Here is a 26,566-nt window from a genome sequence, read left to right on the forward strand (position 1 = left end):
AAGTTCAGCATGCCGGACATCAACTGGGAAGAGCCCTACTGCGGCGAAGGAAACAACTGCTTCAGGCTCGGGACAGACGCCGAAGGCAACGGCTTCATCGCCGTCCGCGGCGAGGAGGATCGTTACCTCACCGACAGCCGTGAGGCGCTTCAGCAACTGATCCGCGACATCAAGGCCGGCAAGGCCGACCACCTGCTCTAGCAACAACAGGGGCCCGGCACCGCGAAGCGCTCGCGGTGCCGGGCCCCTGTTCCGGCGCGGGGCCTCAGGAAGTGCCGCCACGCGGGAAGGAGACCTCCACGCGGCGGTTCTTCTTGCGGCCCTCTTCCGTGCTGTTGTCGGCGATCGGGTACTGCTCGCCGTAGCCGCGGATGTCGAAGGTGACCGTCGAGCCCAGCTCCTTGACCAGCACCGACTGCACCGCGTTGGCGCGCTGCTTGGACAGCACGTCGCCGTGGGCCGAGGTGCCGAGGTTGTCGGTGAAGCCGAAGACACGCACCTTGATGGCCTTCTGCTTCTTGATCTCGGCGGCGATGGCCGCGATACGGGAGTTGGCAGCGGAGCTCAGCTTCGCGCTGTCCTTGCCGAAGAGGACCTCGGCCTGGAGCGCGAACTTGATGTCCGCGTTGCTGTCCTCGCGGCGCTCGTCGCCGCCCTCGTCCTCGACGACCTGGATGATGTCGAGAACCTTGCCCGGTGCGAGAGTGCCGCCTTCGGGCATCTTCAGGTCGGGGTCGTTGGGGTCGAGCTTCACTGGCGGCACCGATGTCGCCTCAGTGCCGGGCGGTACGCTCGGGCCGTCGTCGGCGAGCGCCGACGAAGCTCCGAACAAGGTGGCCGTGGCCACGACCATGACTGCCGCAACGGAGAGTCCGGCGACGCCGATCGGCTTCAACCGGGTTCGGTTGTGGTCCATGTCGGCCGTCACCCCGAGATCTTCAGGGAAGTCGTGGCAAACGTCGGCAGGGTGAAGTCGACCTCGGTCGTCGTGCTGGGGGGTGCCGGGAACTGCATGAAGATGGGGGTCGACTCCCCTACCGGCAAAGGTGCGATGCCGGTGGTGCAAAGGCAACGGTTCTCCGTGTCCCGAAGGACGTAGTAGCGCTTCTTGCTCGCTTTGTCCACCAGTGTTGCACCGGCGACGGAGTTCGGATTGCCGTTGACAATCGCGGTTTCCGCGCCCTCCCACCCACTGGAGTTCCGCACCCTGTCGCTCACGTTCTTGATCTCGCCCTGAACCGTGACAAAACCTCCGGAGTCACGCTTCACCTGGTTGATCACGAGAGTCAGCCCATTCCCCCTGACCTCGGCGAGTTTCACATTCGGGTCCACGTTCTCCCCGGTGGCGGTGTCCTCCGGTTTCGTCCCCTTGTCCTCTTCGGAGGGCGTGGAGGACTGCGACGAACCGGTGTCGTTCGTCTTTCCGCCGTCATCAGCACCGCAGCCGCTGATCGCCAGGGCGAGCGCCGCCGTCAGGGAGACGGTCAGCACCGCCCGCCGGGACGTGGTGGAGCACCGAATGCTCATGGGTTCTGATTCCTTTACTCGTCGTTCGCTGTCACTTGTCGACCAGGTGCACGTCGTAGAGAATCTTGCTCACCTTGGACCAGGGCGGGGGGTTGCTCGGCTCTATTTCGAGCATCTCGCCACCTCTGCAGGTGAAGAAGTACATGTCCTGGACTCCGTCGTCGTTGAAGTCCACGGACTCCCAGTCAGGGCAGCGGAACTCGATCACCACAGTCGCCTTGGTCTCCGCGAAGATCTTCTTCGTATCCGGAACCACCGGCGAGTCCACCGGGTCGTGGCCCTTGACCTCAACCCTGATCCGGTCTCGAAGGCCGCCAGGAATCGGGTAACAGTCCGTGACACGCGCCCGGTTCGAGTCAGCCAGTCCCTGGGCCGCAGTGCACCCTTGAACCGGGTGGGCCTGTAGAAAGGGATCCAGCATCTTCCCGGGAAGTGACGCGAGGAAAGGTGCCTCGAAGTTCTCACGAGCCTGCTGGCCGGCAGCCAGGGCCGCGGCGTCGGCCGCCCCCTGGGCCCCATTGCGCAGGGCCGCAGCCTTGCCGACGGCAAAGAAGACGAACGCGAGGAAGAGCAGGCCCACCACCATCACTACGTAGATGGGGAAGGCCTGCCCTGCATCGGTTCGGGTGCGACGCCGCATTACTGGGTCTTGATGGTGTTCACCAGGCCCTTGATCTTCTCGCTGATCGCGCTGCCGATACCCGTCGCCACGATCGCGCCGATGATCGCCACGACCACCAGGATGATGCCCAGGTACTCGAACGCCGTCTGGCCGCGGTCCATGTTCTCGTAACGCTTCTGGATGCGGCTCACGGCGGTGTTGGCCCAGCCCTGGACGCGAACGACGGTCTTCAGGGTCATGTCCGACATGGTTTTCCCCTCCGGGTTCGGCCGACCGACAGCCGGCCGACTCGCACGTTTCCTTGGTGTCGCCCGCGGTACCGGCTTCCTCCTGGCCGGTGCCGCTGGCGACATGAGAAACATACGGCCGGGCGCCCTGGCCGCCGGAGGGCCCCAGGACCCATTCCCGGGCCCAAACAGTCGGTTGGGCCTGTGCCGTGATGTGCCGGACCCCACGCCCCGCACTCACGGCCGCGGTATCCCCGTCGCTTGTGCTTCTCCGCTCAGCCACGGTGACCACCGGCCCCGCGTACCCCTGGTCCCGCAGCAGGAGCTGTTCCGAGCCAGCGTGCGATTGCCTCGCTCCGAGTGGCGCTGTGCAGCTTGGTGAAGATGCGGTTGATGTGGTTCTTGACCGTCTTCTCGCTGATGAAGCAGGTGGCGGCGATCTGCTGATTGCTCATGCCGGACGCGATCAGTTCCATGACCTCCACCTCCCGCGAACTCAACCCGTACTGCCGCCCGTTGGGAGACAAGTCCGGCCTCCCGGTCACGGAAGACTGTGCCACAACTGGTTGCAGATGCGAAAGACCCTGTGCGGGAAGGAGCGGTCGTGCCGCAGGTGGAGACGGTTCGGACGTGGGCACACGGGCGGGTACACCATGTTGCTGAAGGGAACTCGGGCCCTGCCCGTCGTACCCGGGTCCCTGGTAGGGAACACCTGTGGTCAGGGCCGCGCCCAGGCCTTCCGGGAGCGGTCGCCCCTGCGGTCCGGGGCCCTGACGCATGTGGGCCAGGAGCGCGTTGGCCGCGGTGGCGGTGAAGTGGGCCCGGCCGTTCTTGGTGTCGCGTACGGCCTGCACCAGCTGACCGGCCGTGAACTCACCGTGGACCAGGTAGCCGCTCGCGCCGAGGCGCAGTGCCTCGTGCACGATCTCGCTCTCGCGGCTGTAGGTCAGCATCATGACCGGTGCGACCCGTACGAGGTGCGGCAGCGCGGAGATGCCGTCGACGCCGGGCATGCGGACGTCGAGCAGGACGACGTCCGGGCGGTGCAGAACCGCCATGTCATAGGCCTGGCGGCCGTCCGTGGCCTCGGCCACGACGTCGATGTCGTCGCGGCCCGAGAGCAGGACGCCCAGGCCTGCCCGGACCACCGGGTTGTCGTCGGCGACGACGACTCGCAGGGCGCCGGGAACGGGCGCGGACGCCGCTGCGGGGAAGGGAGGCATGGACTCGGATGCCGCGGACTGCTTGGGGACGGGGAGCGCTGGGGAGCTGGGCTCCGAATTGAGCGGGGTGACGTGCGAGGACGTGTGCTGGGAGGCGTGGTTCTGTGCTGCCCAGTTCTGGCCCGACGCGCGGGAGACGTCGTCCGGCATCTGCGACCTCCTCTCAGGGTTCTATGGGGGGGTGAGGGTGGAGTTTGAACTGCTCGGTTCGGCTGCTGTTCAGTCGGGTTGTTCTGCTTCCGGTGCGGTGCTGAGAGCGGCGATCGGGAGCTCCAGGCGTACCTCGGTGCCTTTGGCCGCCTGGCCCTTCCCGATGCGGATGCGGGCACCGATGGATGCGGCGCGTTCGACCATGCCGACAAGACCGAAGTGCCCGGCGTGCCGGAGGTCGTCGAGCGTGATGCCCGCGGGCAGACCGCGCCCGTCGTCGTACACGCTGACGCGCAGGACATCGCACTTCACGCCTGCGAGCACGACGAGGTAGGTGGGCTGGGCGTGTCGGTGGGCGTTCTCCATCGCTTCGGACGCGACAGTGAGCAGCTGACGCGCGACCGCCTGGGGGACGTTGGGGACAGGGGTGTCGTTGAGCAGTCGGAAGGTGGCTGTGAGCGGGTGGCGTCGGGTGAAGTCCTCCGCCCGGGCCCGGAGTTCTCGTACGACGTCCACGCCGCCGTCGAGTCCCGACTCGCGGCGCAGGTCAGAGAGGAGTTCGCGGGACTCGGCGGCGGCCCGGCGGGCGGCGCGAGCCACCAGTTCGGCCCGGTGTCTGACGGTGAGCGGGTCCATGCGGTCGGAGGAACCGGCCAGGCCGTCGGCGGCCAGGGCCAGGCCGTGCAAGGTCTTGGCCACCGAGTCGTGCATCTCTCGTGCGAGCCGGGTCCGTTCGCCCTCCACGGCCTCGTTGACGGCGAGACGGGCCCGTGTCTCGGTAAGAGCTTGGCTGGCTGCACCGAAGCGCAGAAGCAGATTGCGCAGGGTGACGCCCACCGCCCCGGCGATGATGCAGAAGCCGGGGAGGAGAAGCGCCGTGGCGTCGGCGGGCTGCAGCTTCGGATCGGTGCCGTACACGCCGAGGACGATCACTATCTGGAGTGCGGCGAAGACCGCCGCCCCACGCCAGCCGTAGACGAGACCGGCCAGCAGCGGAGTGCACACGGTGACGTACGCGAGGGTGGACTCGGGGCTGGCCGTGATCAGCAGCAGGGCGCCGAAGAAGGCGTCTATGCCGAGCAGCCAGGGGTGGCGCAGGAGTACGGGTCCGAAGCGTTCCCAGTCGCGGAAGAGGACGTACGAGCCCATGAAGGTGACGAGGATGGCCGAGCCGATCAGCCAGGAGGCCGGGCCCGAGGCGGTGTGGCCGATCGCGAACGGGGTGGCGATGGCGATCATCGCGAGCCGGAAGCCGAAGACCTGTCGGCACATCGCCTGGAGCGCGTTGACCTGGATCGTGAACGCCGGACGCAAACCGGGATCAGCGATCGCCCGACGCACCTCCGCGTTCAGTCCGGTCTGAATGCCGCCGAGTTGGAACGACATGAGCCTGTCACCTCCGTCCGACCCTCCTGCCCACCGTGCGCGTTGTTCACGTCATCCGCCCGTGAGGAAGCTGAAGTCGACGTTGGCCCCGTAGACGAAGCCGACCGTCAGCAGCACCAGGGTTCCGGGGAGCAGGAAGGTCGTGACCGCGAAGGTCGCCTTGGGAACGGCCCTGGCGGCCTTCCGACGGGCGTTCTGGGCGTCGGTGCGCCGCATGTCGTTGGCGATCTGGATCAGCGTCTCGACGATCGGCGCACCGAGCTCCTCGCCCTGCTGGAGCGTGGTCACGAACATCGCGACCTGCTCCGAGTCGTTGCGCTTGCGCAGCTGCTCGAACGCCTCACGGCGGCTGACGCCCATGTCCATCTGGCGCAGGGTGATCCGCAGTTCGTCGGCCCAGGGGCCCTCGTACTTCTCGGCGACGCGGGCCAGGGCCTGACGGAATCCGAGGCCCGCGGAGACTACGACGGCGAGGACATCGAGGAAGTCGGGGAGGGTTCGGTCGATGTGGTCGCGGCGGACGCGGACCGCCGACCAGAGGCCGACCTCGACCCAGAACAGTCCGAAGGCGATCAGCACCAGGGAGAGGAAGATCTGCCCGCGGATGATCATCGTGAACGCGCCGAGCAGACCGAGGCCCCCGTAGACGGCCCGGCGGGCGGCGTAGCGGTCGATGGTCAGACCGCCCGGGTTGCCCGCCAGGTCGATCTGGTGGCGCTTCTTGTTGACGGCCTTGGGGCCCATCATCCGCAGGACCGAAGGGGCCCAGCGCATGCCGAGACGGTCGATGCCGGAGCCGACCGCGCTGGTGCGGGTGGAACCGACCTCCAGGGCGATGGCGAGGTCGACGGGGAGCTTGGCATCGCGCCGGTACATGCGGATGCCCGCGATGGCTCCGTACACCGCGAGTCCCATGACGCCCGCGAGCAGCAGGTCCATGTGCGCCCCGCCCATCAGACGTCGATCCGGGACATGCGGCGGATCACGATGAATCCGATCGTGTACAGGGTGATGGCGATGACCACCGCGACCTGGCCGATGAAGGCACCGGTCATGCGGTCGAGCGCGCCGGGCATGACCGCGTTCATCAGGAGCATGGCGCCCAGGCCGAAGATGGGGACGGCATAGGCGGTGACTGTGACCTGGGAGAGCTGGGTCTTGACCTCGCGCCGGGTCTCCTTGCGCTCTTCCAGTGTCTCGGTGAGGTTGCGCAGCGAGCTGACGACCGTACCGCCGGCCCGGTTGGACAGGACGAGGGTGGTCACGAGAACGACGAGTTCGCGGGAGGGCAGCCGGTCGGTCAGCTCGCTCAGTGCGTCGTCGAGCGGTTCACCGACGGCGAGGCGGCGGGAGACCCGGGCCAGTTCCTCGCCCGCCGGGTCCTCCATCTCGTCCGCCGCCATGCTGATGGAGGTACGCAGCGCGAGGCCGGCCTGGGTGGCGTTGGCGAGGATACGGGCGAGCTCCGGGAGCTGGTTGATGAAGCGTTCGGTGCGCTTGGTCCGCTGCCAGTTCAGAAAGGCGTTGGTGCCCCACAGGCCGATCAGGGCGGCCACCGGGCCGAAGAAGCTGGCGAGGATCGACGAGGCGATCATCCACAGTCCGGCCATGGCGGCCAGCGCGTAGACGAAGAACTCACCCGGGGTGATGTCCAGGCCGGTGGCGGCCAGCTTCAGTTCGAGCTTCCGGCCCAGGGCGGTCTTGCGCAGCCTGGTGTCGAGGCCCCGGAAGCGGCGGTGCCGTCCGGTCTCCGGGATGTGACCGGTGTGCGAAAGGCGGTCCACCAGGGCGTCCCGGTCGGCCTTGCCGCCCGAGTAGGCGTGCAGGCCCGCGACGCCCGTAATGCCGCAGAGCAGCGTCACGCCGATCGTGAGAAGAGGGAGATTCGTCATGACACGGTACCTAGTTGGCCTCTCGGGTGGCGAGCTGTTCGGCGGAATCGGCGACCCCGAAGGCCTGCGGGACGGGCTGGCTGGCCATGTAGAGGCGCTCGGCGATCTTGCGCGGGATCGGGAGGTAGGTGAACTCGCCGTTGATCCGCCCTTCGGCGTCCATCGGCTGGGCGTCGAACCGGGCGACGGTCACGATGCGGTACGGATCGCGGCCGTGCGAGTCGAGGACGGCGATCTCGGTGATCTTGCGGGAGCCGTCGGCGTGCCGGGTGAGCTGGACAATGACGTCGACGGCGCTGTTGATCTGGTCGTGCAGCGCCTCGAACGGGATCTTGATCTCCGACATCGAGGCCAGGGTCTGCAGACGCATGAGCGCGTCCTCGGCGTTGTTGGCGTGGACGGTGGCGAGCGAGCCGTCGTGACCGGTCGACATCGCCTGGAGCATGTCGAGCGATTCACCGCCACGGACCTCACCGACGACGATGCGGTCGGGGCGCATACGCAGGGAGTTGCGGACCAGGTCGCGGATGGTGATCTGGCCCTTCCCCTCGACATTCGCCGGCCGGGACTCCAGCCGGATCACGTGGCTCTGCTGGAGCTGGAGCTCGGCGGAGTCCTCGATGGTGACAATGCGCTCGCTGTTGGGAATGAGGCCGGAGAGCGCGTTGAGGAGCGTCGTCTTCCCGGTGCCGGTGGCACCGGAGACGATGACGTTGAGCTTGGCCTGGACGAACCCGGACAGCAGAATCAGCATCTGCTCGTCGAGCGAGCCGACATTGATCATTTCCTGGAGCGTGAAGGCCCTCGGGAACCGTCGGATGGTGAGCGTCGCACCGGTCAGCGAGAGCGGTGGGATGATCACGTTGACACGCTCACCACTGGGTAGACGCGCGTCGACCATGGGGTTCTGCTCGTCCACGCGCCGGTTGACGGTCGACACGATGCGCTCGATGGTCTGCATCAGCTGTTCGTGAGAACTGAAGCGCATCGGCAGCTGTTCGACCCTGCCGCTGCGCTCGACGAATATCTGGTCCGGTCCGTTCACCATGATCTCGGTGATGGACGCGTCTTCGAGGAGCGGTTCCAGGATGCCCAGACCGAGGGCCTCGTCGACGACCCGGCGGATCAGCTGGGTGCGTTCGACGGTCGAGAGAACTGGTCCTTCGCGGCTGATGATGTGGCTGAGCACGCGCTCCAGCCGGGCCCGCCGGTCTGCGGCGGCGAGCGAGGACATCTCGGCCAGGTCGATCTCTTCGAGCAGCTTGGCGCGGTAGGACGCCACCATGTGGCTGTCCTCCCGCCCCCCGCCGTTCTTCTCGGGGGCGGTCATGCGTGCCCGCAGACTCATTGCGTAACTCCTCGCTCGGAAAAACTGTGGTGCCCCGGTCGTGCGGTGCGGGCGCCGGTCACCCTCGCGGCATGGTGGAACTGCGCTCGGCCCAGCCCCAGTTGTCGATTCCGGGTACGACGGAGGGGATCTTCACGCGAGCCGTGTAGGTCACTTCGCCGGTCCCGACATCGCGGATGAACCGCGAATTCTTGTAGCGGCCGAGCCAGTCGCTCATCGCCTCGCGGCCGGCCCTCACGGGGTCTCCCTGCGACACGTCCTGGCTGGCGGTACGCGCCGCCGCGCGGGCGCCGGTGCCCGCCTGGTTCACGGCGTACGCCGCGACCCCCAGCTGGATCGCGAGAAGACCCACCAGAAGCAACAGCGGAATGAAACCCATGTACTCGATGGCGACTTGGCCGCGGTCCCGGCGGGACGCAACGGCCGTACCGCCCGGTGTGTGGATCGGCATGTTCATCGCTCAGCCTCCAGCGGTGCCGCGGCATTGCCCTCGACGCCGAACGGCCAGTTGAGTACGCCGGGCACCAGGACGGGCACCTGCAGCCTGACCTCGGCCTTGTACAACCCGCCCGAAGCGCTGCACTTCGTCGTCTTCATCGCACGCCGCCAGGCCTTCGGCAGCTCCCTGTCGGCCGCGTCCCTGCACGCGTCCTTGCGCGAGCCCTCCGTGATGGCCCCCTGGTGCGCCGCCTCGTCCGCCGCGTTCCCCGCCAGGGAGAACGTGTAGCCGATCAGCGCGCACTGCCAGAGCGCGACCGCCAGCAGGATGATCAGCGGCGTGACACCCAGGAACTCGATCGCGGTCTGGCCGCGGTCCCGCTCGCGGCCGAGCAGTCGGCCGTGCATCCGGCCCCGGACCGTTCCCCGGCCCGTTCCCCGGGCCGAGGAAGGATCAACGCAGCGCCTTCCCCGTATCTCCACGTCTGTCGTCTCGGTAACTGCCATTGGTCAACTTGCCCCCTTGGTCGTTGCCCGGTTCCGGGCATCGCCGTCGCGTCTGCCGAGGCGTGGGCGCCCGATCGAGCCCCGGTCGTTCTTGAGTACTCCGCCGCTCTTCGCGCCACTCTTCTCCGCCTTGTCAGGAACCTTCACGATGCCCAGCTCGCCCGCAAGGGCCCAGAGGGCCTGTTTGACGGTGCTCCTGGAGTCGAGGTCGTGCAGTCGGCCCGCGTCGACGACGCTCTGGAGTTCCTTGAAGTTCGCGGGAACGGCCGTGTTCGCCGTCCGGGTTCCGGTGATCTTCTCGATCAGCTGCGGCTGGATCTCGGTGTTGCGGATGAACCGGTTGACCACGGTGACCGTCTCCTCCGCCTTGCGGATCTGGAGCCGGTCCCACATGCGTACGAGGCGTTTGGCACCGCGCACCGCGATCACATCGGGGGTGGTGACCAGCAGCGCCCTGTCGGCCATCTCGATGGCCGCGGCGCTGGCGCCCTGGAGCTGGCTGCCGCAGTCGATCACCACCACCTCGTAGCGCGAGCGCAGGGCGCTGACGATCTGCCGGGCCGAGCGGTCGCTGACCTCCTCGGCGCTCTCGCCCTCCCCGGGCGCCAGGAGCAGCGCGAGGCCGGAGGCGTGGCTGAACACGGCGTCGGACAGGACGCGCGGCGAGATGTCGGTGATGGTCGACAGGTCGACGATGGAGCGCCGGAACTGCACATCGAGGTACGAGCCGATGTCGCCGGCCTGGAGGTCCATGTCGACGAGGGCGACGTTGCGCCCGGATGCCTGGGCCGCCAGGGCGAGTTGGACGGCGGTGACGGTGGCGCCGACCCCGCCCTTGGCGCCGCTGACCGTGATGACCGTGCCGCCGGGGCCGGTGAAGACATCGGCTCCGGCGCTCAGGTGGCGGCGGACGCCGACGGACCACTGGGCGGCGGACTGGACCCGGTTGGCCAGTTCCTCGTAGCTCAGGGGCAGCGTGATGACACCTCGCGCGCCCGACTCCATGGCGGAGGCGAACAGGCCGGGGGTGACGTCGGCGGTGATCAGCACGACCCCGATGGCGGGGAAGCGCAGGGAGACCTCCCGGATCAGCTCCAGCGCCGGCACCGGGCCGATCCGCTCGTGGACCAGCACGACCTCGGGCAGATCGTCGAGCGATTCGCCCGCGAGCCGGGCGAGGGCGTCGATGAGCTGGGTCGAGTCATTGACCGGAGTTGCCGGATCCGCGTCGGGGAGCTGGCTGAGCAGGGTGGTGACGGATCTGGCCGCGTCGAGGTCACCGACGGCCGGGAGGATCCTGGTGGTCATCCGATCCTCACTTGTCCTTGTCGAGCGTGTAGGTGCGGTCGCCCGGACGGATGGTGCTGTCGCTGCCGGAGGCCAGGAGCGCGAGGCGTACGTGCTCCGCGAAGGACTCGGCGTAGGCGATGCGCTGGGTGTCGAGCGTGTTGAGCGCGAAGGTGATCGGGACGGCCTCGGTGCCCATGTTGGACTTGCCGTCGTGGCTCGGCTCCAGGGCGGTGAGCTTGCCGACGTCCAGCACCTTGGCGTTGGAGACGATGACCTTCGACTGGGAGGGGTCGCTGTCGCGTTCACCGGCGAAGGTGGCGTAGATGTTGACCGTGGCGCCGGGGGTGATCTTGCCCGCGACGCCGGTCGCGGCGTCGATCATGATGGCGATCTCCTGCTCCCCGGGCTGCAGTTCGGGGCGCTTCTGCATCATGTCGGATTGGAGCAGCGAGCCCTTGCGCAGCTGGGTGACCGCGATCTTGCCGTTCACCTCGGAGAGGTCGGTCACCGCGTTGGTGGAGAGCCAGCGCTTCGGCATCGAGATCTTCTCGAACTGCCCGGACGACAGGGCTGTGTAGGGCGCCACGTCGGACTTCAGCTGGTAGGCCGAGACTTCGGGGCCGACCTTGGAGTTGACGTCGCTGATCACCGAGAGCACGCCGGCGAAGGCGCCGAAGGCGCACAGAACCGACAAAAGCAGGAGTATCACGCCGCGGCGCTGGCGGGAGTTCATGGGCCGGACAACCTCGTTCGGATCGGATGCGTGGGGCAGCGGACAGGAGGGCGTCTACGGAGGAAAGCGGAAGCGCTAGGACTGCGGTGGTGCGGGCGCTCCGTGGCTGAGGACACCGGCGGGGTGCATTCGGCTCTCGGCTGCGGGTAGCGGGGAGGAGCAGAACCCGCAGCGGTCACCGATGAGCTCCATTCCGCACCAGTGGCAGTTCTCACGGCGTACGGAGGACACCAATTGGTACAGGACGGAGATGTCTGGAAGATAGGCGGCGAATTCCACCAGTTTCCCGGTTCCCCACCAAGCCGGGGAATCGGACGGGAGGGCGGCCTCATGAATGGACTGGACCTGCCACGCGGGTGCGAGAGTCTGCTTGACCCACTCGGATTGCGACTGCCCCTTGGCGGTCATGAGGTGGGTGGCGAACTCCGGGCCGGTCGGCAGGTCCGCCTTCGGGCCGACCTTGACGAGCTGCGGGTTCGGCCCCGCGACCACGGCGAACTGGGAGCCCGGGACCCAGGACTGCGCGTGCGTCCTGAGGTCGACCGGGACCCGGTCGAACTTGGTGACCGAGTTCAGCAGGGCACCGGCGTGGATGTAGTGGGACAGCAGCCGGGCGGCGGAGGCGACCACTCCCGGGCTGAAGTCACAGATGGACAACTGGCGCAGCTGCCTGACGAGCACGGCGACACCCAAGGGGGGGAGGTCCACCTTGAGCAGAGCGATGCGGTCGCTCTCCAGTACGGACCGTACGGAGTAGAGGCGGCGCTCGTGAGCGGGCGCGATACCGGTCGGGTAGACGGCGACGACGTACCCGTGCTGTTCGAGCAGCACATGCATGTCACCGATGGCCATCTCCAGCGCCTGCGCGTCGGGCGCCTGCAGCAGAGCGGCTGTCGGTGTCTGCTGGTCGGTCGGAGGTAGTACCAAATCAGCACTGGTCACTGCTATTGCGGTCGGCACGCTGTTCCCCGTTTCGGCTCCGGCCAAACGCCGGTCATGACGTAGGCCGCAATCGCTCCTGCTCCGCGGTTCTGCCTCAGCACTTTATCCACGTCCTACCTGGCAGAGAACACTTTTCGGGGGCCAGTACGACAACGTGTGCGAGACGGCCGGGCAACGCCCCCGTACTAAATCGGACCAAATCGAAATCCGTTAACTTCTGTACCACTGCGGAGTGTTACGAATCCACCTTCTGATTACCTGTGGCCTCGAATTGATTTCCGCACGTCAGGCCGGATGCGGAACCTGACGCACGACGCCCCCGCGAGGGCCGGGTCGTCACTGTCCGGGCATCTGGGCCGCGTCACCCGCACGGGGGAACACGAGGTCAACAAAACGTCAATTCATTGGGAGTTCACGGCGGTTCCGGAACCTGCGCGGGGGTGGTCGCGGGTGCGCGACGGGGATGGCGCGGAGCGGTCCGGCGGGCACCGCCCGCACAGCTGTCGCCGCCAGAGGTCTTGACAACTTGATTGGTCTGGACCAGTTTATCGGCCAGCGGTGGCCACCGTCGCTCCACTCCACTCCCTCTTCATCCCCGCGTCACTCCGAAGACAGTCAGCGATACCCGTCGGCCGACCCCACCGGCTCCTTCCCGGGTGTCCCCGGGCACCTCCGAGCACCCCTGCCCGGCCTTCCCCGAGTACCCCCGCTCGGCATCCCAACTCCCCCACGGAGGCAGCAAGTGGAACCTTCCCCCGTCAGCGGCCACAGACTCCGCAGGCGCCACACCCGACCGCTCCTCGGCGGCGCCCTGGCCGTCCTCGCGGCCGGCGCGCTGACCGCCACCGGTCTCGTCAGCAACGCCCAGGCCGCCGACATCAACGTCGCCAAGAACGCGGGCTTCGAGTCGGGGCTCGCCAACTGGACCTGTTCCGGCGGCAGCGGCACCACCGTCTCCTCGCCCGTGCACGGCGGCACCGCCGCCCTCAAGGCCACCCCGGCCGGCCAGGACAACGCGAAGTGCGCCCAGACCGTGGCCGTGAAGCCCGACTCGACGTACACGCTCAGCTCCTGGGTGCAGGGCGGGTACGCGTATCTCGGCGCGAGCGGCACCGGGACCACCGACGTGTCGACCTGGTCCCCCGGCTCCACCGGCTGGTCGCAGCTCACCACCAGCTTCAAGACCGGCCCGAACACCACCTCGGTCACGGTCTACACGCACGGCTGGTACGGGCAGGCCGCCTACCTGGTGGACGACGTCTCGGTCAGCGGTCCCGACGGCGGTGGCGGCACCGACCCCATGCCGAGCATCCCCGCCGCGCCCGCCGGCCTCTCCGTCGGCGCGACCACGTCCTCCTCCGTGGCCCTGTCCTGGAACGCGGTGTCCGGCGCGACCGGCTACACCGTCTACCGGGACGGCACGAAGGCCACCACGTCCACCGGTACCTCCACCACGGTCACGGGCCTGGCCGCCGACACGGCGTACCAGTTCGCGGTGACCGCCACCAACGCGGCCGGTGAATCCGTCAAGTCCGCGACGGTCAGCGGCCGTACGGCCAAGGACGGCGGCGGCAACCCCAACCCCGGCACCTCGGTGCCCAAGCACGCGGTGACCGGCTACTGGCAGAACTTCAACAACGGCGCGACCGTGCAGAAGCTCAGCGACGTGCCCGCGAACTACGACATCATCGCGGTCTCCTTCGCCGACGCCACGACCACGCCGGGTGCCGTCACCTTCAACCTGGACACGGCGGGCCTGAACGGCTACACCGTCGACCAGTTCAAGGCCGACATCAAGGCGAAGCAGGCGGCCGGGAAGAACGTCATCATCTCGGTCGGCGGTGAGAAGGGGTCCGTCTCGGTCAACAGCGACGCCTCCGCCACCAACTTCGCCAACTCGGTGTACTCGCTCATCCAGGAGTACGGCTTCAACGGCGTCGACATCGACCTGGAGAACGGCCTCAACTCCATGTACATGACGAAGGCGCTGCGCTCGCTGTCCCAGAAGGCGGGCTCCGGTCTCGTCATCACGATGGCCCCGCAGACCATCGACATGCAGTCCACCTCGGGCGAGTACTTCAAGACGGCGCTCGGCATCAAGGACATCCTCACCGTCGTCAACATGCAGTACTACAACAGCGGTTCGATGCTCGGCTGCGACGGCAAGGTCTACTCGCAGGGCTCGGTGGACTTCCTCACCGCGCTCGCCTGCATCCAGCTGGAGGGCGGCCTCGACCCGTCCCAGGTCGGCCTCGGAGTCCCCGCCTCCACCAGCGGCGCGGGCAGCGGCTATGTGTCCCCCTCGGTCGTGAACGCGGCCCTGGACTGCCTGGCCTCGGGCACCAACTGCGGCACCTTCAAGCCCTCGAAGACCTACCCGGGTCTCCGCGGCGCGATGACCTGGTCGACCAACTGGGACGCCAAGTCGGGCAACGCCTGGTCGAACGCGGTGGCCCCGCACGTCCACGGCCTGCCGTAGCCGGTAGCCGTACCTCCTGACCAGCAGCGCCGCCGCTCCCCCGGCGGCGCTGCTGCATGTACGGGGCCGGGGCCCCGCCCTGGCCGGTCCACCGGGCCGGGGGCGTCCCGCGCCTGTCCCGGACCCGGGTGCGGTGTCCGGGACGGCCCCGGCCCATGGCCTCATGGGCGCTCGCGTGCCACCGTGGTGGGGGCGCGGTGCTGCGACAGGGGGAGTGACATGGCCGGGGCGCGGGTTCAGGCGCTGGGTGCGGACGATCCGGCGGTGCTCGGACCATACCGGCTGATCGGGCGGCTGGCCTCCGGCGGCATGGGACGGATCTACCTGGCCCGCGGCGGTGAGCGCGGCGGCCGGGGCCTGGTCGCCGTGAAGACACTGCTGGCCGAGGGGACCGTCAGCGCGGTCGACCGGCGGCGCTTCGCCCGCGAGGTGTCGCTCGCCCAACGGGTCGACAGCGCGTACACGGCGCGCGTACGTGACTCCGACCCCGACGCCGAGCGGCCGTGGATGGCCATCGACTACATCGCCGCACCGCCGCTCTCCGAACTCGTCCGCAACTGCGGTGTGTTACCGGCCTCGGCCGTACGGTGGATCGCCGCCGGGACCGCGGAGGCGCTGGTCACGCTGCACGGGGTGGGCATCGTCCACCGCGATGTGAAGCCGCAGAACGTGCTGCTGCCGCTGGAGGGCCCCCGGGTCATCGACTTCGGCATCTCGCACGCCAGCGACCTCACCCTCACCGGGCTCACGCTCGGCACGATCGCCTTCACCTCGCCGGAACAGGCCCGTGGCGAGGCGTCGACCGCCGCGTCCGACGTCTACTCCCTGGGTGCCACGCTCTTCCTGCTCGCCACCGGACGGCCGCCCTACCGCGCGGACGGCGACACTCTCCGGCTGCTGGCCCGCGTCCAGCGGGGCGAACTCCACCTCGACGGTCTGCCGAAGGAACTCGTCGCGACGATCCGGCCCTGCCTGGCCGTCGACCCGGCAGGACGCCCCGAACCCGCGGAGCTGCTCGCCCGGTTCCACAGGGACCAGGCCGGTCTGCCGGCCACGCACAGCGGCACCCGGTGGCTGCCGCCGCGGTGGACGGCGCTGATCGGCGCGTACGCGACGCAGGGCCTGGAACTCGCGAACGACCGCCGTACGCACCCGGTGGCCCCGACCGTCGACCAGCGCACGAGGGTGGTGCCGCCCTCGCCGCCGACCCTGGTCTACCCGCCGGAGCGCGAGGCCCGCGCGGCCCGTGACCGCGCCCGCCGCGAACGCGCGCGGCAGGACCTGGCGGTGCTCGCGGAGCTGGCGGAGCGGCAGCGGGCGGAGCAGGCCGAACGGGAACAGGAGGAGCGCGACCGGGCCGAGCGCGTCCGGCAGGAGCGTGCGGAACGGGAACGTGCGGAGGCCGAGCGCGCGGAACGGCAGCGGGCGGAGGCGGCCTGTCTGGAGGCCGAGCGCGCGGAGCGGCAGCGGGCGGAGGCGGCCTGTCTGGAGGCCGAGCACGCGGAGCGGCAGCGGGCGGAGCGGCAACGGGCCGCGCAGCAGGAGGCCCAGCGGGAGCGGGCCGCGCAGGAGCGCGCCGAGCGGGAGCGCGCCGAGCGGGCGGCCCGTGCCGCGCGGGCGCGTGCCGCTTCGGCCGCCACCGGTTCGCCCACCCCGGGCCCGACGCGCACGACGCCCTCGCCGGCCGCCCCTTCGGGCAGCTCCTCGAACTGGGGCTGGCTGGTCGTCGTGGCCGTCGTCGTCGCCCTGGCGATCTGGCAGCCCTGGGAGACGTCGGGGTCGGCGGGCGGCAGCGGCGGGACCTCTTCCAGTACCACCGGTTCCGGTGCCGTCACCGCAGGCAGCGACCTCGACACGCGTACCGACGGCAGCGGCGCCGGCTCCGACAGCCACGACGACGGCGGTTCCGGCGGCGACAGCACCGACGACTCCAGCAGCGGCGCCGCAGATTCGTCCCCCACACCCACACCCACACCTACGCCGACGCCCACCCCGACGCCCACCCCGGACGCCACCGACCGGGCGTTCGCCGCGGTGCGCTCCGGTGACTGCCTCGACGTCTACAACGACGGGCACGGCAACATGAGCGCCACCAGGCCGATCCGGGTGGGCTGCCGGGCGTCGAACGCCTATATGCACGTCAATCGCGTCAGCACCGGCGCCGGGGCCTCCGGTTCCTGCGCCAGCGGGCCGGGCTTCACGTGGTGGCGCAAGTCCGGTGCGGACGGTGTCGCGAGGACGCTCTGCCTCGACCGCGTGTACCAGGTGGGCCAGTGCTTCCCCGCACAGGTCAAGGGGGCCACCAACGCCGATCTGACGGTGGTATGGAACTGCCACGCGTCGACCGTGCCCCGGGCCGGCCAGTCGATCCTCCGGATCACCGGCTACTACCGGGCACCTGCGGCGGGCACGAACTGGACCTGTCCGGCCGGGCCCGGCGAGCGGTTCTGGTACTGGCCGGTGAACAACGGCCGGAGCATCATCTGCGCGTCGGGGGTCTGAACCGGCCCGGCCCGGCGCCCCCGGCACGATCCGGACGGGAGACGCTAGATCACCAGGCTGAGCAGCGCCGCCACCGCGAACCCCGCGACCGACAGGACCGTCTCCAGGACCGTCCAGGACTTCAGGGTGTCGCGTTCGGAGATGCCGAAGTACTTCGACACCATCCAGAAGCCGCCGTCGTTCACGTGCGAGGCGAAGATCGAACCGGCCGAGATCGCCATGATGATCAGGGCGAGGTGTGCCTGCGACAGGTCCTGGCCCTCGACCAGGGGGACGACGATGCCGGCGGTGGTGACGATGGCGACCGTCGCCGAGCCCTGGGCGACGCGCAGCACCACGGAGATCAGCCAGGCGAGCAGGATGACCGGCAGGCCGACGTCGTTGAAGGTCTTGGCGAGGGCGTCCGCGATGCCGCTGGCCTTGAGGACGGCGCCGAACACACCGCCCGCGCCGACCACCAGCAGGATGTTGCCGACCGGCTTGAGTGAGGAAGTGGACACCGATTCCAGGGACTTGCGGGACCAGCCGCGGCGGATGCCCAGCAGGTAGTACGCCAGCACCAGCGCGATCGTCAGGGCGACGAAGGGGTTGCCGAAGAACTCGATGACGGAGCGCGGGGTGGAGGGGTCCAGTGCGATGGAGGAGAACGTCGCGGCGAGGATCAGCGCCAGTGGGGTGCCGATGATCGTGAGTACGGTGGAGAGCGCGACCGGCTCCTCGCGCGGGGCGACGCCCGCGGCCCGCTGTTCGGCGACGACCGCGGCCCTGGCCTCCTCGGCGGCGTCGACCATGTCCTGCGGGACCTCGACGAAGATCCGCTTGCCGATCCACGCGGCGTAGCCCCAGGCGGCGAGCACGGACGGGATGCCGACGACGGCGCCCATCAGGATGACCCAGCCGAGGGAGACGTGGAAGAGTCCGGCGGCGGCGACGGGGCCCGGGTGCGGCGGCAGGAAGGCGTGGGTCATCGAGAGGCCCGCCAGCAGCGGCATCGCGTAGAGCAGGATCGACTTTCCGGAGCGCTTTGTGGCGGCGTACACGATCGGCGCGAGGACGAAGATGCCGACGTCGAAGAAGACCGGGACGCCGAAGACGAGGCCGGTGAGTCCCATGGCGAGCGGGGCCCGCTTCTCGCCGAAGAGGTTCAGCAGGCGGGCGCTCAACACCTCGGCGCCGCCCGAGACTTCGAGGATCGCGCCGAGCATCGTGCCGAGGCCGATGATGATCGCCACATGGCCGAGGATGCCGCCCATGCCGGATTCGATGACGGAGACGGCGGCGGACTTCTGGACCGTGCCGAAGAGCTCGGTGACGGAGAGGCCGGCGCCCAGGCCGACGGCTATGGAGACGGCGAGCAGCGCGACGAACGGCTGCAGCCTGACCTTGATGATCAGGAAGAGGAGGAGCGCGATGCCGAGGGCGGCGACGGTCAGCAGACCGGCGGTGCCGTCGATCAGCGGGAGGATGCCACCGGTGTGGGGTGGGGTCTCGGCCGGTGGTGGGGTTGCGGCGAGCAGCATGCGTAACTCCGTTGTGGGCGACGGGTTCCGGGTGTGGGGGAGCACGGCACGGCGCCCCTGCGGGGTGGGGCGCCGTGCCGTGCGCGGTGGTGCGGTGGAGCGGGTGCGGCAAGTGGATCGCTGGTTCAGCCGAGGACCGCGAGCGCGTCGATCTCGATGAGCAGGCCCTTGGGGAGGCCGACGTAGACCGTCGTACGGGCGGCGGGGGCCGCCTTCAGGTTCTGCTCGCCGAAGTAGGTGTTGTAGATCTCGTTCATCTCGGCGAAGTGGTCCACATCCGTGAGGTAGACGCGCATCATCATCACGTCGTCCCAGCTCGCGCCGCCCTCTTCCAGGATCGCCTTGACGTTGGCGAAGGTCTGGAGGGTCTGCTCGCGCAGTGTCGGACCGGCGGGGGTCGGGGCCTGGCCCTCGACGGCGGGGAGGAAGCCGACCTGGCCGGCGACCTGGAGGATGTTCCCCTTCTTCACGCCGTGCGAGAACTTCGCGGGGGGCGTGGTGTGGGTGCTCGGGGTGAGGGCGATCTTCTCGGTCATGGCTGTTCAGGCTCTCTTGGGTTGGTTGGTGCCGGAGTACTCCCGGCTGATGGTGTCGGCGGTGCGGCGCACCAGGGGGAGCAGGGTGAGGAGTTCCTCTGCCGTGACGACGACATTGGGCGCGGAGACCGACATGGCGGCGACGACCCGCCCGTCCGCTCCCCGGATGGGGGCGCCGACGCAGTTGATGGACTCCTCGTGGCCGCCGAGGTCGGTGGCCCAGCCCTGTTCGCGGACGACGGCGAGCTCCTTGAGGAAGGCACCGGCGTTCGGGATCGAACGGGACGTGTACATGGGGTAGTCGAGCTTCTCGGCGAGGGCACGCCGCTCGGGCTCGGTGAGGTCGGCAAGGAGCAGCTTCGCCACGGCGGCGACGGTGATCGCGACGGGTTTCCCGATGCGCGAGTACATCCGGACCGGGTAGCGGCTCTCGACCTTGTCGATGTAGAGGACCTCGTGCTCCTCGTACACCGCGAGATGCACGGTGTGACCGCAGCTCTCGTTGAGTTCGACGAGGTGGGGGTGGGCGATCTCGCGTACGTCGAGGTTCTCGACGGCTTCCTGCGCGAGGGCGAAGAGACGGGCGCCGAGGCGGTAGCGCTGGTCCTGCTGGCGGTAGACGAGCCCGTGTTCGTGGAGCGTGCGGAGCAGGCGCAGCGCGGTGGACTTGTGGACGCCGAGCCGCTCGGCGACCTGTCCGAGGTCGGCGGGCCCCTGGGCGAGCAGCGGCAGGATGCTCAGCGCCCGGTCGACGGTCTGGCTCATGCGCGTGCCTCGCTGCCCTCGGCCCGGTCTTCGCCCGGGACTCCCCTCTTGTCCGTTCGCTCGCTGTGCTCGCTCACGTCGTCCGTACCTCCTGGTCGTCCCCCGTCCACCCGGGGCCGAGACGAAGTCTCCCCCAGGCGTCGTCGTCCAGTGCCGCAAGGGCGTCAGCGTGCGCGCGGGCCGGAGGGGCGGTGAGGTCGCCGGGGACGGTGAGGACGGCGGCGGCCATGAGGTGGCCGTGCCGGACGCGGTCGCGTACGGGGAGATCGCGGAGGGTGGCGGAGAGGAACCCGGCGGCGAAGGCGTCGCCGGCGCCGACGGGGGCGACGACGTCGACGTGGAGGGCGGGGACGGTGATGACGGAGTCGGCCTCTGCGGAGGCTCGACCGGCCCTTCCGGAGACATGTCCGGCCTCTGCGGAGGCTCGACCGGCCTTCGCGGAGGCATGTCCGGCTTCCCCGAAGGCCTGGCCGGCCCCTGCCGCGTTCGAGGAGCGGGGGCCGGGGCGGCGCCCCGAGAACACCGTCGCGCCGTCGGACCCGCGCTTCACGACCAGCACCTCCGGCTCCGGCAGCACCGCGCGGATCGCCTCCGCGCCCTTCACCCCCCACGCCTCCTCCGCCTCGTCCTCGCCGACGAAGACCAGGTCGGAGCGGCGGGCCAGGTCGAGGAGGACGCCGGGGGCGGCGTCGGTGTCACGCCACAGGCCCGGCCGGAGGTTGACGTCGAAGGAGATCAGGGGGCGGTCGGGCCGGGGCGCGGTCAGGTCGTGGAGCAGGGCCAGGCAGTCGGCGGAGAGCGCCGCCGTGATGCCGGACAGGTGCAGGACACGGGCCGCGAACAGCACCTCGTACGGGACGTTGTCCGGGGACATCGCGGAGGCGGCGGACCCGGCCCGGTAGTACGCGACCTCGTGCACATCGGTGGCCCGGTCCGTCGCCGTACGGAAGTAGATCCCGGTGGGCCGCACCGGATCGCGCCGCACGGCGGAGGTGTCGACCCCGTACCCGGCGATCGCCTCGACGAGGTGGTCCCCGAACCCGTCCGCGCCGACCCGCCCGACCCAGGCCGCCCGGTGCCCGGCCGCGGCGAGAGCGCAGGCGACGTTGGACTCGGCGCCGCCGATGCCGCGGCCGAAGGAGGGCACGTCGGCGAGGCGTCCGGGCTGCGACGGCAGGAACGTCACCATGGACTCGCCGAGGCACACGACTTCGGCGGCCGTGTCGGCGTCGGCGGTCCTGGCCGGGGTTCCGGGCACTCGGGGCTCCTCGCGGGATCGGTGGGGTTCGGCGATGCGGGGCAGTGGTTCCGGGAGGAACGGCGCCGGCCGGCGGCATTGACCCGGCGTCGGCTCGGATGTTAGACAGCGTCAAGCGATATGCGCAATGGGTGTTGCATATGCTGCAACGAACACTTCGATCGAGGAGGCCCCCTTGGCCGCCGACCGTCCTGTGGCCGGACTTGCCGACGAGCTGGTCGACCACCGCTTCAAGGCGCTCCCGCCCGACGCGGAGGGCCTGACCGTCGGCGCCCTCGCCGCCGAGCGGCGCAATCTCTTCTCGGGCGGCTTCACCACCCCGGTGCTCGCCCTGTCCGCCGAGTCGGTCGAGCACAATCTCGCCCTTCTGGAGGCGTACGCGGAGCGCCATGGGCTCGCCTTCGCCCCGCACGGCAAGACCTCCATGTCCCCGCAGCTCTTCGCCCGCCAGCTGGCGCGCGGCGCCTGGGGCATCACCGCGGCCGTGCCGCACCAGGCGCGGGTCTACCGGGCTTACGGAATCCGGCGGATCTTCCTCGCCAACGAGCTCGTCGACGCCGTGGCCCTGCGCTGGCTGGCCGGCGAGCTGGACCGCGACCCGGAGTTCCGGTTCATCTGCTACGTCGACTCGGTGCGCGGCGTGGAGCTGATGGACGAGGCGCTGCGGGCGGCGGACGCCTCCCGCCCCGTGGACGTCGTCGTGGAGCTGGGCGCGGGCGACGGCGCGCGCACCGGTGTCCGCACCGGGGCGGAGTGCGCGGCGGTCGCCGACGCGGTGGCCGCGACCGGGACGCTGCGTCTGGTGGGCGTGGCCGGGTACGAGGGCGAGGTGCCGGACGCGTCCGGCGAGCGGGTACAGGAGTGGCTGGGCCGGCTCGTGGCACTGGCCGTCGAGTTCGACCGCGCGGGCAGGTTCGCGGCGTTGGTGGCGGCCGGTGAGGGGATCGTGATCAGCGCGGGCGGCAGCGCGTGGTTCGACGCGGTGGCGGACGTGTTCGCCCGGATCCCGGAACTCTCCGGTCCGGTGCTCAAGCTGCTGCGCTCGGGGGCGTACGTCTCGCACGACGACGGCCACTACCGCCACCTCACCCCGTTCAACCGCGTTCCGGAGGAGGGAGCACTGCGGCCCGCCTTCCGGCTGTGGGCCCAGGTCGTCTCCCGCCCCTCGCCCGAGCAGGCGTTCCTGAACGCGGGCAAGCGGGACGCGGCGTACGACCTCGACCTCCCGCAGGCCCAGGTCGTACGGTCCGGCCGCGACGGCACGGTCCGGCCCGCGACGGGTGTCACGGTCAGCAGGCTGTCGGACCAGCACACGTGGGTGCGTACGGAGCCGGGCACGGAGCTGGAGGTGGGCGACTGGGTGGGGATGGGCCTGTCGCATCCGTGCACGAGCTTCGACAAGTGGCAGCTGATTCCGCTGGTGGAGGCGGACGGCACGGTCACCGACTACATCCGCACGTTCTTCTGATCCTTCGCGGGTCGGGGAGCGAACACCCCTGAAAGGCGAGCCCCATGGACCTGGTCATCCGCAACGCACACGTCGTCGACGGCACCGGCGCCCCCGCCCGCCGCGCCGACGTGGCCATCGCCGACGGCCGGATCGCCGAGATCCACCCCGAAGACGCCCCCGGCCCGCGCCCCTCCGCCCGTCGCACCCTCGACGCCGACGGGCTCGCCCTCTCCCCCGGCTTCGTCGACATGCACGCGCACAGCGATCTCGCGCTGCTGCGCGACCCCGACCACAGCGCCAAGGCCGCGCAGGGCGTCACGCTCGAAGTCCTCGGCCAGGACGGCCTGTCGTACGCCCCCGTCGACGACCGCACGCTCGCCGAGGTGCGGAAGACGATCACCGGCTGGAACGGCGACGGCGCGGACGTCGACTTCGACTGGCGCACGGTCGGCGAGTACCTGGACCGCCTCGACCGCAACTTCGGCGGGCAGGGCATCGCGGTCAACGCCGCCTACCTCATCCCCCAGGGCACGGTCCGGATGCACGCGATGGGCTGGGAGGACCGCCCGGCCACCGGCGCCGAGCTGGCCCGGATGAAGGAACTCGTCGCCCAGGGCATGACGGACGGCGCGGTCGGCATGTCCTCCGGCCTCACGTACACCCCCGGCATGTACGCGGACGACTCCGAACTCACCGAACTGTGCCGGGTGGTGGCCCGGTACGGCGGCTACTACTGCCCGCACCACCGCTCGTACGGGGCGGGCGCGCTCGGCGCGTACGAGGAGATGGTGCGGCTCACCAGGAACGCGGGGTGCGCCCTCCACCTCGCCCACGCCACCATGAACTTCGGTGTGAACAAGGGCAGGGCGCCCGAGCTTCTCGCCCTGCTCGACGCCGCCCTGGACGCGGGCGCGGACATTTCCCTCGACACCTACCCGTACACCCCCGGCTGCACCACCCTCGTCGCGATGCTGCCGAGCTGGGCGGGCGAGGGCGGACCCGAGTCGGTCCTCACGCGCCTGGCGGACGACACGACGGCGGAGCGGATCCGGCACCACATGGAGGTGCTGGGCTCGGACGGCTGCCACGGCGTGCCCATCGAGTGGGACACGATCGAGATCTCGGGCGTCAGCACGCCCGGCCTCGCCGGCCATGTCGGCCGTACGGTGGCGGAGTCCGCCCGCCTGCGCGGCGAGGCGCCCTGGGTGACCGCCCGCCGGCTGCTCGTCGAGGACCGGCTCGGCTCCACGATCCTCCAGCACGTGGGCCACGAGGAGAACGTCCGGCGGATCATGCGCCACCGGGTGCACACCGGCGGCAGCGACGGCATCCTCCAGGGCGACAAACCGCACCCGCGCGCGTACGGCACGTTCCCGCAGTATCTCGGCAGGTACGTGAGGGAGTTGGGCATCCTGTCGCTGGAGGAGTGCGTCGCCCACCTCACCTCCCGCCCCGCGCGGCGGCTGCGGCTGGCCGACCGGGGGTACGTCCGCGAGGGCTACCGCGCGGATCTGGTCCTCTTCGACCCGGCGACGGTGGCGGCGGGCTCGACATTCGAGGAACCGCGCACGCTGCCGGTCGGCATCCCGCACGTGCTGATCGACGGCCGCTTCGTCATCAAGGACGGCCGCCGGACGCAGGTACTGGCGGGAAAGGCGGTGCGGGGCGGCGCGGCACGGGCGGGGCAGGGCGCCGGCGGTCTGCCGGACCAGACGCCCGGCCACAGGTGATCGGCCGGAGCCGGCACCCGACCAAAAGTGATCCGCCGGAGCCGATGCGCGGCCACGGGTGATCTACCCGCGGCGCCCGGCCACAGGTGATCCGCCGGAGCCGGCGCCCGCGCCCCCGGAGCGCTCGCCGTCCCGAGCCCGAGGCGCCCGCCTCGTGCCGTCACCCTCCCGGACGCGCCCGTGGGAAGCCGGTTGCGACCTGGCCTTCGAGCGGCGGCAGGGCCGCGGGGCGCGGCCGGAGGAGCCCTACGCCGGGTCCCGGTCCTGCGCCGCCCGCTCCTGCGCCCAGGCCAGGTCCTCCTCGGTCGGGGCGTCGTCCTGGGTGAGGCGCGCCCGCCAGTAGCCGCTGAACTCCACGGCGGCCCTGGGCAGTCCGCGCTCCTCGACCAGGTGGCGGCGCAGGGCCCGTACCGCCCCGGCCTCGCCGGCCAGCCATGCCGCACCGGATCCGGCGGGCAGCGCGGCGCCCCGCACCGTGTCCGCCAGCGTCTCGCCCCGGTCCCGGTGCGCCCAGTGCACGGTCACCTCGCCGGGCGAGGCCAGCACCTGCTCCTCCGCCTCGTCGGCGACCTCGGCGCAGACCACCGCCCGCCGCCCGGCCGGGAGGGATTCCAGGAGCGTCCCGATCGCCGGGAGCGCCGTCTCGTCCCCGGCCAGCAGCAGCCAGTCGGCGCCGGGCAGCGGCCGGGCGTACATCGACGACGGGCCGACCATGCCGAGGACGTCCCCGGGGCGCGCGTCCCGTCCCCAGCGGGCGGCCGGTCCTCCGTCGCCGTGGAGCACGAAGTCGACGGTCATCAGACCGAGCCGGCGGTCGTACCCGCGGACGGTGAAGCTCCGCATCAGCGGACGCTCCGGCTCGGGGATGGCGAGGTACGCCTCGTACCACCGCATGCCGTAGGTGTCGTCGGCCTCCGGCTCCGGCAGCCGGGGCGCCCCCTGCCCCGCCCTGGGGAAGCAGAGCTTCATCTGCTGGTCCGGCCGGTCCTCCATGAGCTCCGCCAGCGCGTCCCCGGCGAAGGCGACGCGCGCCGTCCTCGGGGTGATCCGCTCCACCTCCACGACCCGTACGTACGACACAGGCAACGCCCGGCCCATCGCGGCCCCACTCTCTGCGACTGATACTTTATGTCATAAGGAATTGATTGGCGAAGTTACTTTATGCCGTAAGGAGTCGCAAGTGGTGGTCTTTGCCGGACAGGGCGATGCCCGCCGTTCGATGTCCCTGCTGTGGCGTGCCGAACGGCCGGAGCCACCGCGCCGCGGCCCCGCGCCGGGCCCCAGGCCGGGGTTGAGCGTCGACGCGATCGTGACCGCCGCGATCGCCGTCGCCGACGAGGAGGGCATGGCCGCGCTCTCGATGCGCGCGGTGGGCGAGCGGCTGGGGCGTACGGCGATGGCCCTCTACACGTACGTCCCCGGCAAGAGCGAGCTGCTGGACCTGATGTACGACGCGGTCCACGCCGAGCTGCCCGCGGAGTACGCCGATGCCGGCAACTGGCGGACCGGGCTGACCGATTGGGCGCACCACACGCTGGCGTTCCACCTCCGCCACCCCTGGGTGCTCCAGGTCTCCCAGGCCCGCCCGGTCCTCGGCCCGCACGAGTACGCCGCCCTGGACACCCTCGTACGCCTCCTGACCGGAACCGGGCTCGACGCCCGGCTCCTGCGGCGACTGGTCGGTGCGCTGTCCCACTTCGTCCGCGGCTGCGCCGGGACGGTCGCCGAGGCACGGCAGGCGGCGGCGGTGACCGGCGAGTCGGACGAGGAGTGGTGGTTCGCCCGCTCGGCGCTGCTGGGCGAGGTGGCGCCCGACTTCGCGGACCGCTACCCGGGCCTGATCGCCATGGAGCGCGCGTCCGCTCCGGCGCCGCCCTCACCCGCCCCCGGCGACGAGGCGCTGCCGCACCTGGAACGCGAGGCCCGGGAGACGTTCACCGCCGGACTCGACGTGCTGCTCGACGGGATCGAGGCGGCGATCCGCCGCACGGGCGGGCGGTGAGCCCACGAGCGCGTCGCCGCCGCGTCGCCCGGCCGGGCA

25 protein-coding genes are annotated in these 26,566 nt (G+C 70.3%); 6 read left to right on the forward strand and 19 right to left on the reverse strand.

Translation table 11 applies throughout. The annotated features are described in order from the left end of the window. Nucleotides 1–9: 9 nt before the first annotated feature. Complete coding sequence (locus tag ACIOMQ_RS01295) at nucleotides 10–201, forward strand: hypothetical protein (protein WP_362206924.1); 192 nt, start codon at nucleotides 10–12, stop codon at nucleotides 199–201. 64 nt (nucleotides 202–265) lie between these two features. Here ACIOMQ_RS01295 and ACIOMQ_RS01300 read toward each other — a convergent pair whose 3' ends face one another. The 14 genes from ACIOMQ_RS01300 to ACIOMQ_RS01365 all read right to left on the reverse strand — a co-directional run bounded on the left by ACIOMQ_RS01300 (nucleotide 266) and on the right by ACIOMQ_RS01365 (nucleotide 12,285). Next, nucleotides 266–853 (reverse strand): OmpA family protein, encoded by a 588-nt coding sequence (locus tag ACIOMQ_RS01300; RefSeq protein WP_401261670.1) that lies wholly within the window; start codon nucleotides 851–853, stop codon nucleotides 266–268. A 71-nt stretch (nucleotides 854–924) separates the two neighbouring features. After that, nucleotides 925–1,527, reverse strand: a complete 603-nt coding sequence (locus tag ACIOMQ_RS01305) for a hypothetical protein (protein ID WP_362206922.1) — start codon at nucleotides 1,525–1,527, stop codon at nucleotides 925–927. A gap of 31 nt (nucleotides 1,528–1,558) precedes the next feature. Further along, complete coding sequence (locus ACIOMQ_RS01310) at nucleotides 1,559–2,167, reverse strand: pilus assembly protein TadG-related protein (protein ID WP_389794149.1); 609 nt, start codon at nucleotides 2,165–2,167, stop codon at nucleotides 1,559–1,561. Further along, complete coding sequence (locus ACIOMQ_RS01315) at nucleotides 2,167–2,397, reverse strand: hypothetical protein (RefSeq protein WP_362206920.1); 231 nt, start codon at nucleotides 2,395–2,397, stop codon at nucleotides 2,167–2,169. Before ACIOMQ_RS01315 ends, ACIOMQ_RS01310 begins: the two co-directional genes overlap by 1 nt. Nucleotides 2,398–2,651: 254 nt before the next feature. Beyond that, complete coding sequence (locus ACIOMQ_RS01320) at nucleotides 2,652–3,749, reverse strand: response regulator (RefSeq protein WP_402187512.1); 1,098 nt, start codon at nucleotides 3,747–3,749, stop codon at nucleotides 2,652–2,654. A 69-nt stretch (nucleotides 3,750–3,818) separates the two neighbouring features. Beyond that, nucleotides 3,819–5,135: a sensor histidine kinase gene (locus ACIOMQ_RS01325; RefSeq protein WP_402187515.1), complete on the reverse strand. Its 1,317-nt coding sequence runs from the start codon at nucleotides 5,133–5,135 to the stop codon at nucleotides 3,819–3,821. A 51-nt stretch (nucleotides 5,136–5,186) separates the two neighbouring features. Beyond that, the gene (locus ACIOMQ_RS01330; protein ID WP_362206948.1) at nucleotides 5,187–6,074 is read right to left on the reverse strand and encodes a DUF5936 domain-containing protein; all 888 of its coding nucleotides are present in this window, start codon (nucleotides 6,072–6,074) and stop codon (nucleotides 5,187–5,189) included. A gap of 14 nt (nucleotides 6,075–6,088) precedes the next feature. Further along, the gene (locus tag ACIOMQ_RS01335; RefSeq protein ID WP_362206917.1) at nucleotides 6,089–7,027 is read right to left on the reverse strand and encodes a type II secretion system F family protein; all 939 of its coding nucleotides are present in this window, start codon (nucleotides 7,025–7,027) and stop codon (nucleotides 6,089–6,091) included. Nucleotides 7,028–7,037: 10 nt separating this feature from the next. Continuing rightward, nucleotides 7,038–8,375, reverse strand: coding sequence for a CpaF family protein (locus ACIOMQ_RS01340; RefSeq protein ID WP_362206916.1), 1,338 nt, complete (start codon nucleotides 8,373–8,375; stop codon nucleotides 7,038–7,040). Nucleotides 8,376–8,433: 58 nt separating this feature from the next. Beyond that, the gene (locus tag ACIOMQ_RS01345) at nucleotides 8,434–8,832 is read right to left on the reverse strand and encodes a TadE/TadG family type IV pilus assembly protein (RefSeq protein WP_362206915.1); all 399 of its coding nucleotides are present in this window, start codon (nucleotides 8,830–8,832) and stop codon (nucleotides 8,434–8,436) included. Further along, nucleotides 8,829–9,221 (reverse strand): TadE family protein, encoded by a 393-nt coding sequence (locus ACIOMQ_RS01350; protein WP_362206914.1) that lies wholly within the window; start codon nucleotides 9,219–9,221, stop codon nucleotides 8,829–8,831. The genes ACIOMQ_RS01345 and ACIOMQ_RS01350 overlap by 4 nt, the downstream gene beginning before the upstream one ends. Nucleotides 9,222–9,323: 102 nt before the next feature. Beyond that, nucleotides 9,324–10,628 carry an AAA family ATPase gene (locus ACIOMQ_RS01355; RefSeq protein ID WP_362206913.1) on the reverse strand — a complete coding sequence of 435 codons (1,305 nt, stop codon included), beginning with the start codon at nucleotides 10,626–10,628 and terminating at the stop codon, nucleotides 9,324–9,326. A 7-nt stretch (nucleotides 10,629–10,635) separates the two neighbouring features. Continuing rightward, nucleotides 10,636–11,343: a Flp pilus assembly protein CpaB gene (gene cpaB / locus ACIOMQ_RS01360; protein ID WP_362206912.1), complete on the reverse strand. Its 708-nt coding sequence runs from the start codon at nucleotides 11,341–11,343 to the stop codon at nucleotides 10,636–10,638. Nucleotides 11,344–11,418: 75 nt separating this feature from the next. Further along, complete coding sequence (locus tag ACIOMQ_RS01365) at nucleotides 11,419–12,285, reverse strand: hypothetical protein (protein ID WP_362206911.1); 867 nt, start codon at nucleotides 12,283–12,285, stop codon at nucleotides 11,419–11,421. Between the two features lie 742 nt (nucleotides 12,286–13,027). Here ACIOMQ_RS01365 and ACIOMQ_RS01370 point away from each other — a divergent pair. Beyond that, nucleotides 13,028–14,764, forward strand: coding sequence for a chitinase (locus ACIOMQ_RS01370; protein ID WP_402187519.1), 1,737 nt, complete (start codon nucleotides 13,028–13,030; stop codon nucleotides 14,762–14,764). A gap of 219 nt (nucleotides 14,765–14,983) precedes the next feature. After that, on the forward strand, nucleotides 14,984–17,266 hold the full coding sequence (locus ACIOMQ_RS01375) for a serine/threonine-protein kinase (protein WP_402187522.1): 2,283 nt from the start codon (nucleotides 14,984–14,986) through the stop codon (nucleotides 17,264–17,266). Between the two features lie 44 nt (nucleotides 17,267–17,310). Here ACIOMQ_RS01375 and ACIOMQ_RS01380 read toward each other — a convergent pair whose 3' ends face one another. The 4 genes from ACIOMQ_RS01380 to ACIOMQ_RS01395 all read right to left on the reverse strand — a co-directional run bounded on the left by ACIOMQ_RS01380 (nucleotide 17,311) and on the right by ACIOMQ_RS01395 (nucleotide 21,345). After that, the gene (locus ACIOMQ_RS01380; protein WP_401985478.1) at nucleotides 17,311–18,786 is read right to left on the reverse strand and encodes a GntP family permease; all 1,476 of its coding nucleotides are present in this window, start codon (nucleotides 18,784–18,786) and stop codon (nucleotides 17,311–17,313) included. 125 nt (nucleotides 18,787–18,911) lie between these two features. Then, nucleotides 18,912–19,322, reverse strand: a complete 411-nt coding sequence (locus ACIOMQ_RS01385) for a RidA family protein (protein WP_362206908.1) — start codon at nucleotides 19,320–19,322, stop codon at nucleotides 18,912–18,914. Between the two features lie 6 nt (nucleotides 19,323–19,328). Continuing rightward, on the reverse strand, nucleotides 19,329–20,087 hold the full coding sequence (locus ACIOMQ_RS01390; protein ID WP_362206907.1) for an IclR family transcriptional regulator: 759 nt from the start codon (nucleotides 20,085–20,087) through the stop codon (nucleotides 19,329–19,331). A gap of 73 nt (nucleotides 20,088–20,160) precedes the next feature. Next, entirely contained in the window at nucleotides 20,161–21,345 is a 1,185-nt protein-coding gene (locus ACIOMQ_RS01395) for a sugar kinase (protein WP_362206906.1), read from the reverse strand. A 127-nt stretch (nucleotides 21,346–21,472) separates the two neighbouring features. Here ACIOMQ_RS01395 and ACIOMQ_RS01400 point away from each other — a divergent pair, with 127 nt between their 5' ends. Together ACIOMQ_RS01400 and ACIOMQ_RS01405 are read left to right on the forward strand one after the other, a co-directional pair. Further along, nucleotides 21,473–22,813: an alanine racemase gene (locus ACIOMQ_RS01400; protein WP_362206905.1), complete on the forward strand. Its 1,341-nt coding sequence runs from the start codon at nucleotides 21,473–21,475 to the stop codon at nucleotides 22,811–22,813. Between the two features lie 44 nt (nucleotides 22,814–22,857). Then, entirely contained in the window at nucleotides 22,858–24,525 is a 1,668-nt protein-coding gene (locus ACIOMQ_RS01405; protein WP_402187527.1) for an amidohydrolase family protein, read from the forward strand. Nucleotides 24,526–24,771: 246 nt separating this feature from the next. Here ACIOMQ_RS01405 and ACIOMQ_RS01410 read toward each other — a convergent pair whose 3' ends face one another. Beyond that, nucleotides 24,772–25,623, reverse strand: coding sequence for a siderophore-interacting protein (locus ACIOMQ_RS01410; protein WP_402187529.1), 852 nt, complete (start codon nucleotides 25,621–25,623; stop codon nucleotides 24,772–24,774). 82 nt (nucleotides 25,624–25,705) lie between these two features. On the opposite strand from ACIOMQ_RS01410, the gene ACIOMQ_RS01415 reads away from it, so the two are divergent. Continuing rightward, on the forward strand, nucleotides 25,706–26,527 hold the full coding sequence (locus ACIOMQ_RS01415) for a TetR/AcrR family transcriptional regulator C-terminal domain-containing protein (protein ID WP_402187534.1): 822 nt from the start codon (nucleotides 25,706–25,708) through the stop codon (nucleotides 26,525–26,527). The last annotated feature ends 39 nt before the right edge of the window (nucleotides 26,528–26,566 follow it).

This window comes from Streptomyces sp. NPDC087845 (genome assembly GCF_044742755.1).
Taxonomy (GTDB): Bacteria; Actinomycetota; Actinomycetes; order Streptomycetales; family Streptomycetaceae; genus Streptomyces.

What these genes read in the sequence shown, in the direction of transcription:
- ACIOMQ_RS01295 (WP_362206924.1), top strand. Translation starts at nt 10, where the DNA reads ATGCCGGACATCAACTGGGAAGAGCCCTACTGCGGCGAAGGAAACAAC.
- ACIOMQ_RS01300 (WP_401261670.1), bottom strand. Translation starts at nt 853, where the DNA reads ATGGTCGTGGCCACGGCCACCTTGTTCGGAGCTTCGTCGGCGCTCGCC.
- ACIOMQ_RS01305 (WP_362206922.1), bottom strand. Translation starts at nt 1,527, where the DNA reads ATGAGCATTCGGTGCTCCACCACGTCCCGGCGGGCGGTGCTGACCGTC.
- ACIOMQ_RS01310 (WP_389794149.1), bottom strand. Translation starts at nt 2,167, where the DNA reads ATGCGGCGTCGCACCCGAACCGATGCAGGGCAGGCCTTCCCCATCTAC.
- ACIOMQ_RS01315 (WP_362206920.1), bottom strand. Translation starts at nt 2,397, where the DNA reads ATGTCGGACATGACCCTGAAGACCGTCGTTCGCGTCCAGGGCTGGGCC.
- ACIOMQ_RS01320 (WP_402187512.1), bottom strand. Translation starts at nt 3,749, where the DNA reads ATGCCGGACGACGTCTCCCGCGCGTCGGGCCAGAACTGGGCAGCACAG.
- ACIOMQ_RS01325 (WP_402187515.1), bottom strand. Translation starts at nt 5,135, where the DNA reads ATGTCGTTCCAACTCGGCGGCATTCAGACCGGACTGAACGCGGAGGTG.
- ACIOMQ_RS01330 (WP_362206948.1), bottom strand. Translation starts at nt 6,074, where the DNA reads ATGGACCTGCTGCTCGCGGGCGTCATGGGACTCGCGGTGTACGGAGCC.
- ACIOMQ_RS01335 (WP_362206917.1), bottom strand. Translation starts at nt 7,027, where the DNA reads ATGACGAATCTCCCTCTTCTCACGATCGGCGTGACGCTGCTCTGCGGC.
- ACIOMQ_RS01340 (WP_362206916.1), bottom strand. Translation starts at nt 8,375, where the DNA reads ATGAGTCTGCGGGCACGCATGACCGCCCCCGAGAAGAACGGCGGGGGG.
- ACIOMQ_RS01345 (WP_362206915.1), bottom strand. Translation starts at nt 8,832, where the DNA reads ATGAACATGCCGATCCACACACCGGGCGGTACGGCCGTTGCGTCCCGC.
- ACIOMQ_RS01350 (WP_362206914.1), bottom strand. Translation starts at nt 9,221, where the DNA reads ATGCACGGCCGACTGCTCGGCCGCGAGCGGGACCGCGGCCAGACCGCG.
- ACIOMQ_RS01355 (WP_362206913.1), bottom strand. Translation starts at nt 10,628, where the DNA reads ATGACCACCAGGATCCTCCCGGCCGTCGGTGACCTCGACGCGGCCAGA.
- cpaB (WP_362206912.1), bottom strand. Translation starts at nt 11,343, where the DNA reads ATGAACTCCCGCCAGCGCCGCGGCGTGATACTCCTGCTTTTGTCGGTT.
- ACIOMQ_RS01375 (WP_402187522.1), top strand. Translation starts at nt 14,984, where the DNA reads ATGGCCGGGGCGCGGGTTCAGGCGCTGGGTGCGGACGATCCGGCGGTG.
- ACIOMQ_RS01380 (WP_401985478.1), bottom strand. Translation starts at nt 18,786, where the DNA reads ATGCTGCTCGCCGCAACCCCACCACCGGCCGAGACCCCACCCCACACC.
- ACIOMQ_RS01385 (WP_362206908.1), bottom strand. Translation starts at nt 19,322, where the DNA reads ATGACCGAGAAGATCGCCCTCACCCCGAGCACCCACACCACGCCCCCC.
- ACIOMQ_RS01390 (WP_362206907.1), bottom strand. Translation starts at nt 20,087, where the DNA reads ATGAGCCAGACCGTCGACCGGGCGCTGAGCATCCTGCCGCTGCTCGCC.
- ACIOMQ_RS01400 (WP_362206905.1), top strand. Translation starts at nt 21,473, where the DNA reads ATGGGTGTTGCATATGCTGCAACGAACACTTCGATCGAGGAGGCCCCC.
- ACIOMQ_RS01405 (WP_402187527.1), top strand. Translation starts at nt 22,858, where the DNA reads ATGGACCTGGTCATCCGCAACGCACACGTCGTCGACGGCACCGGCGCC.
- ACIOMQ_RS01410 (WP_402187529.1), bottom strand. Translation starts at nt 25,623, where the DNA reads ATGGGCCGGGCGTTGCCTGTGTCGTACGTACGGGTCGTGGAGGTGGAG.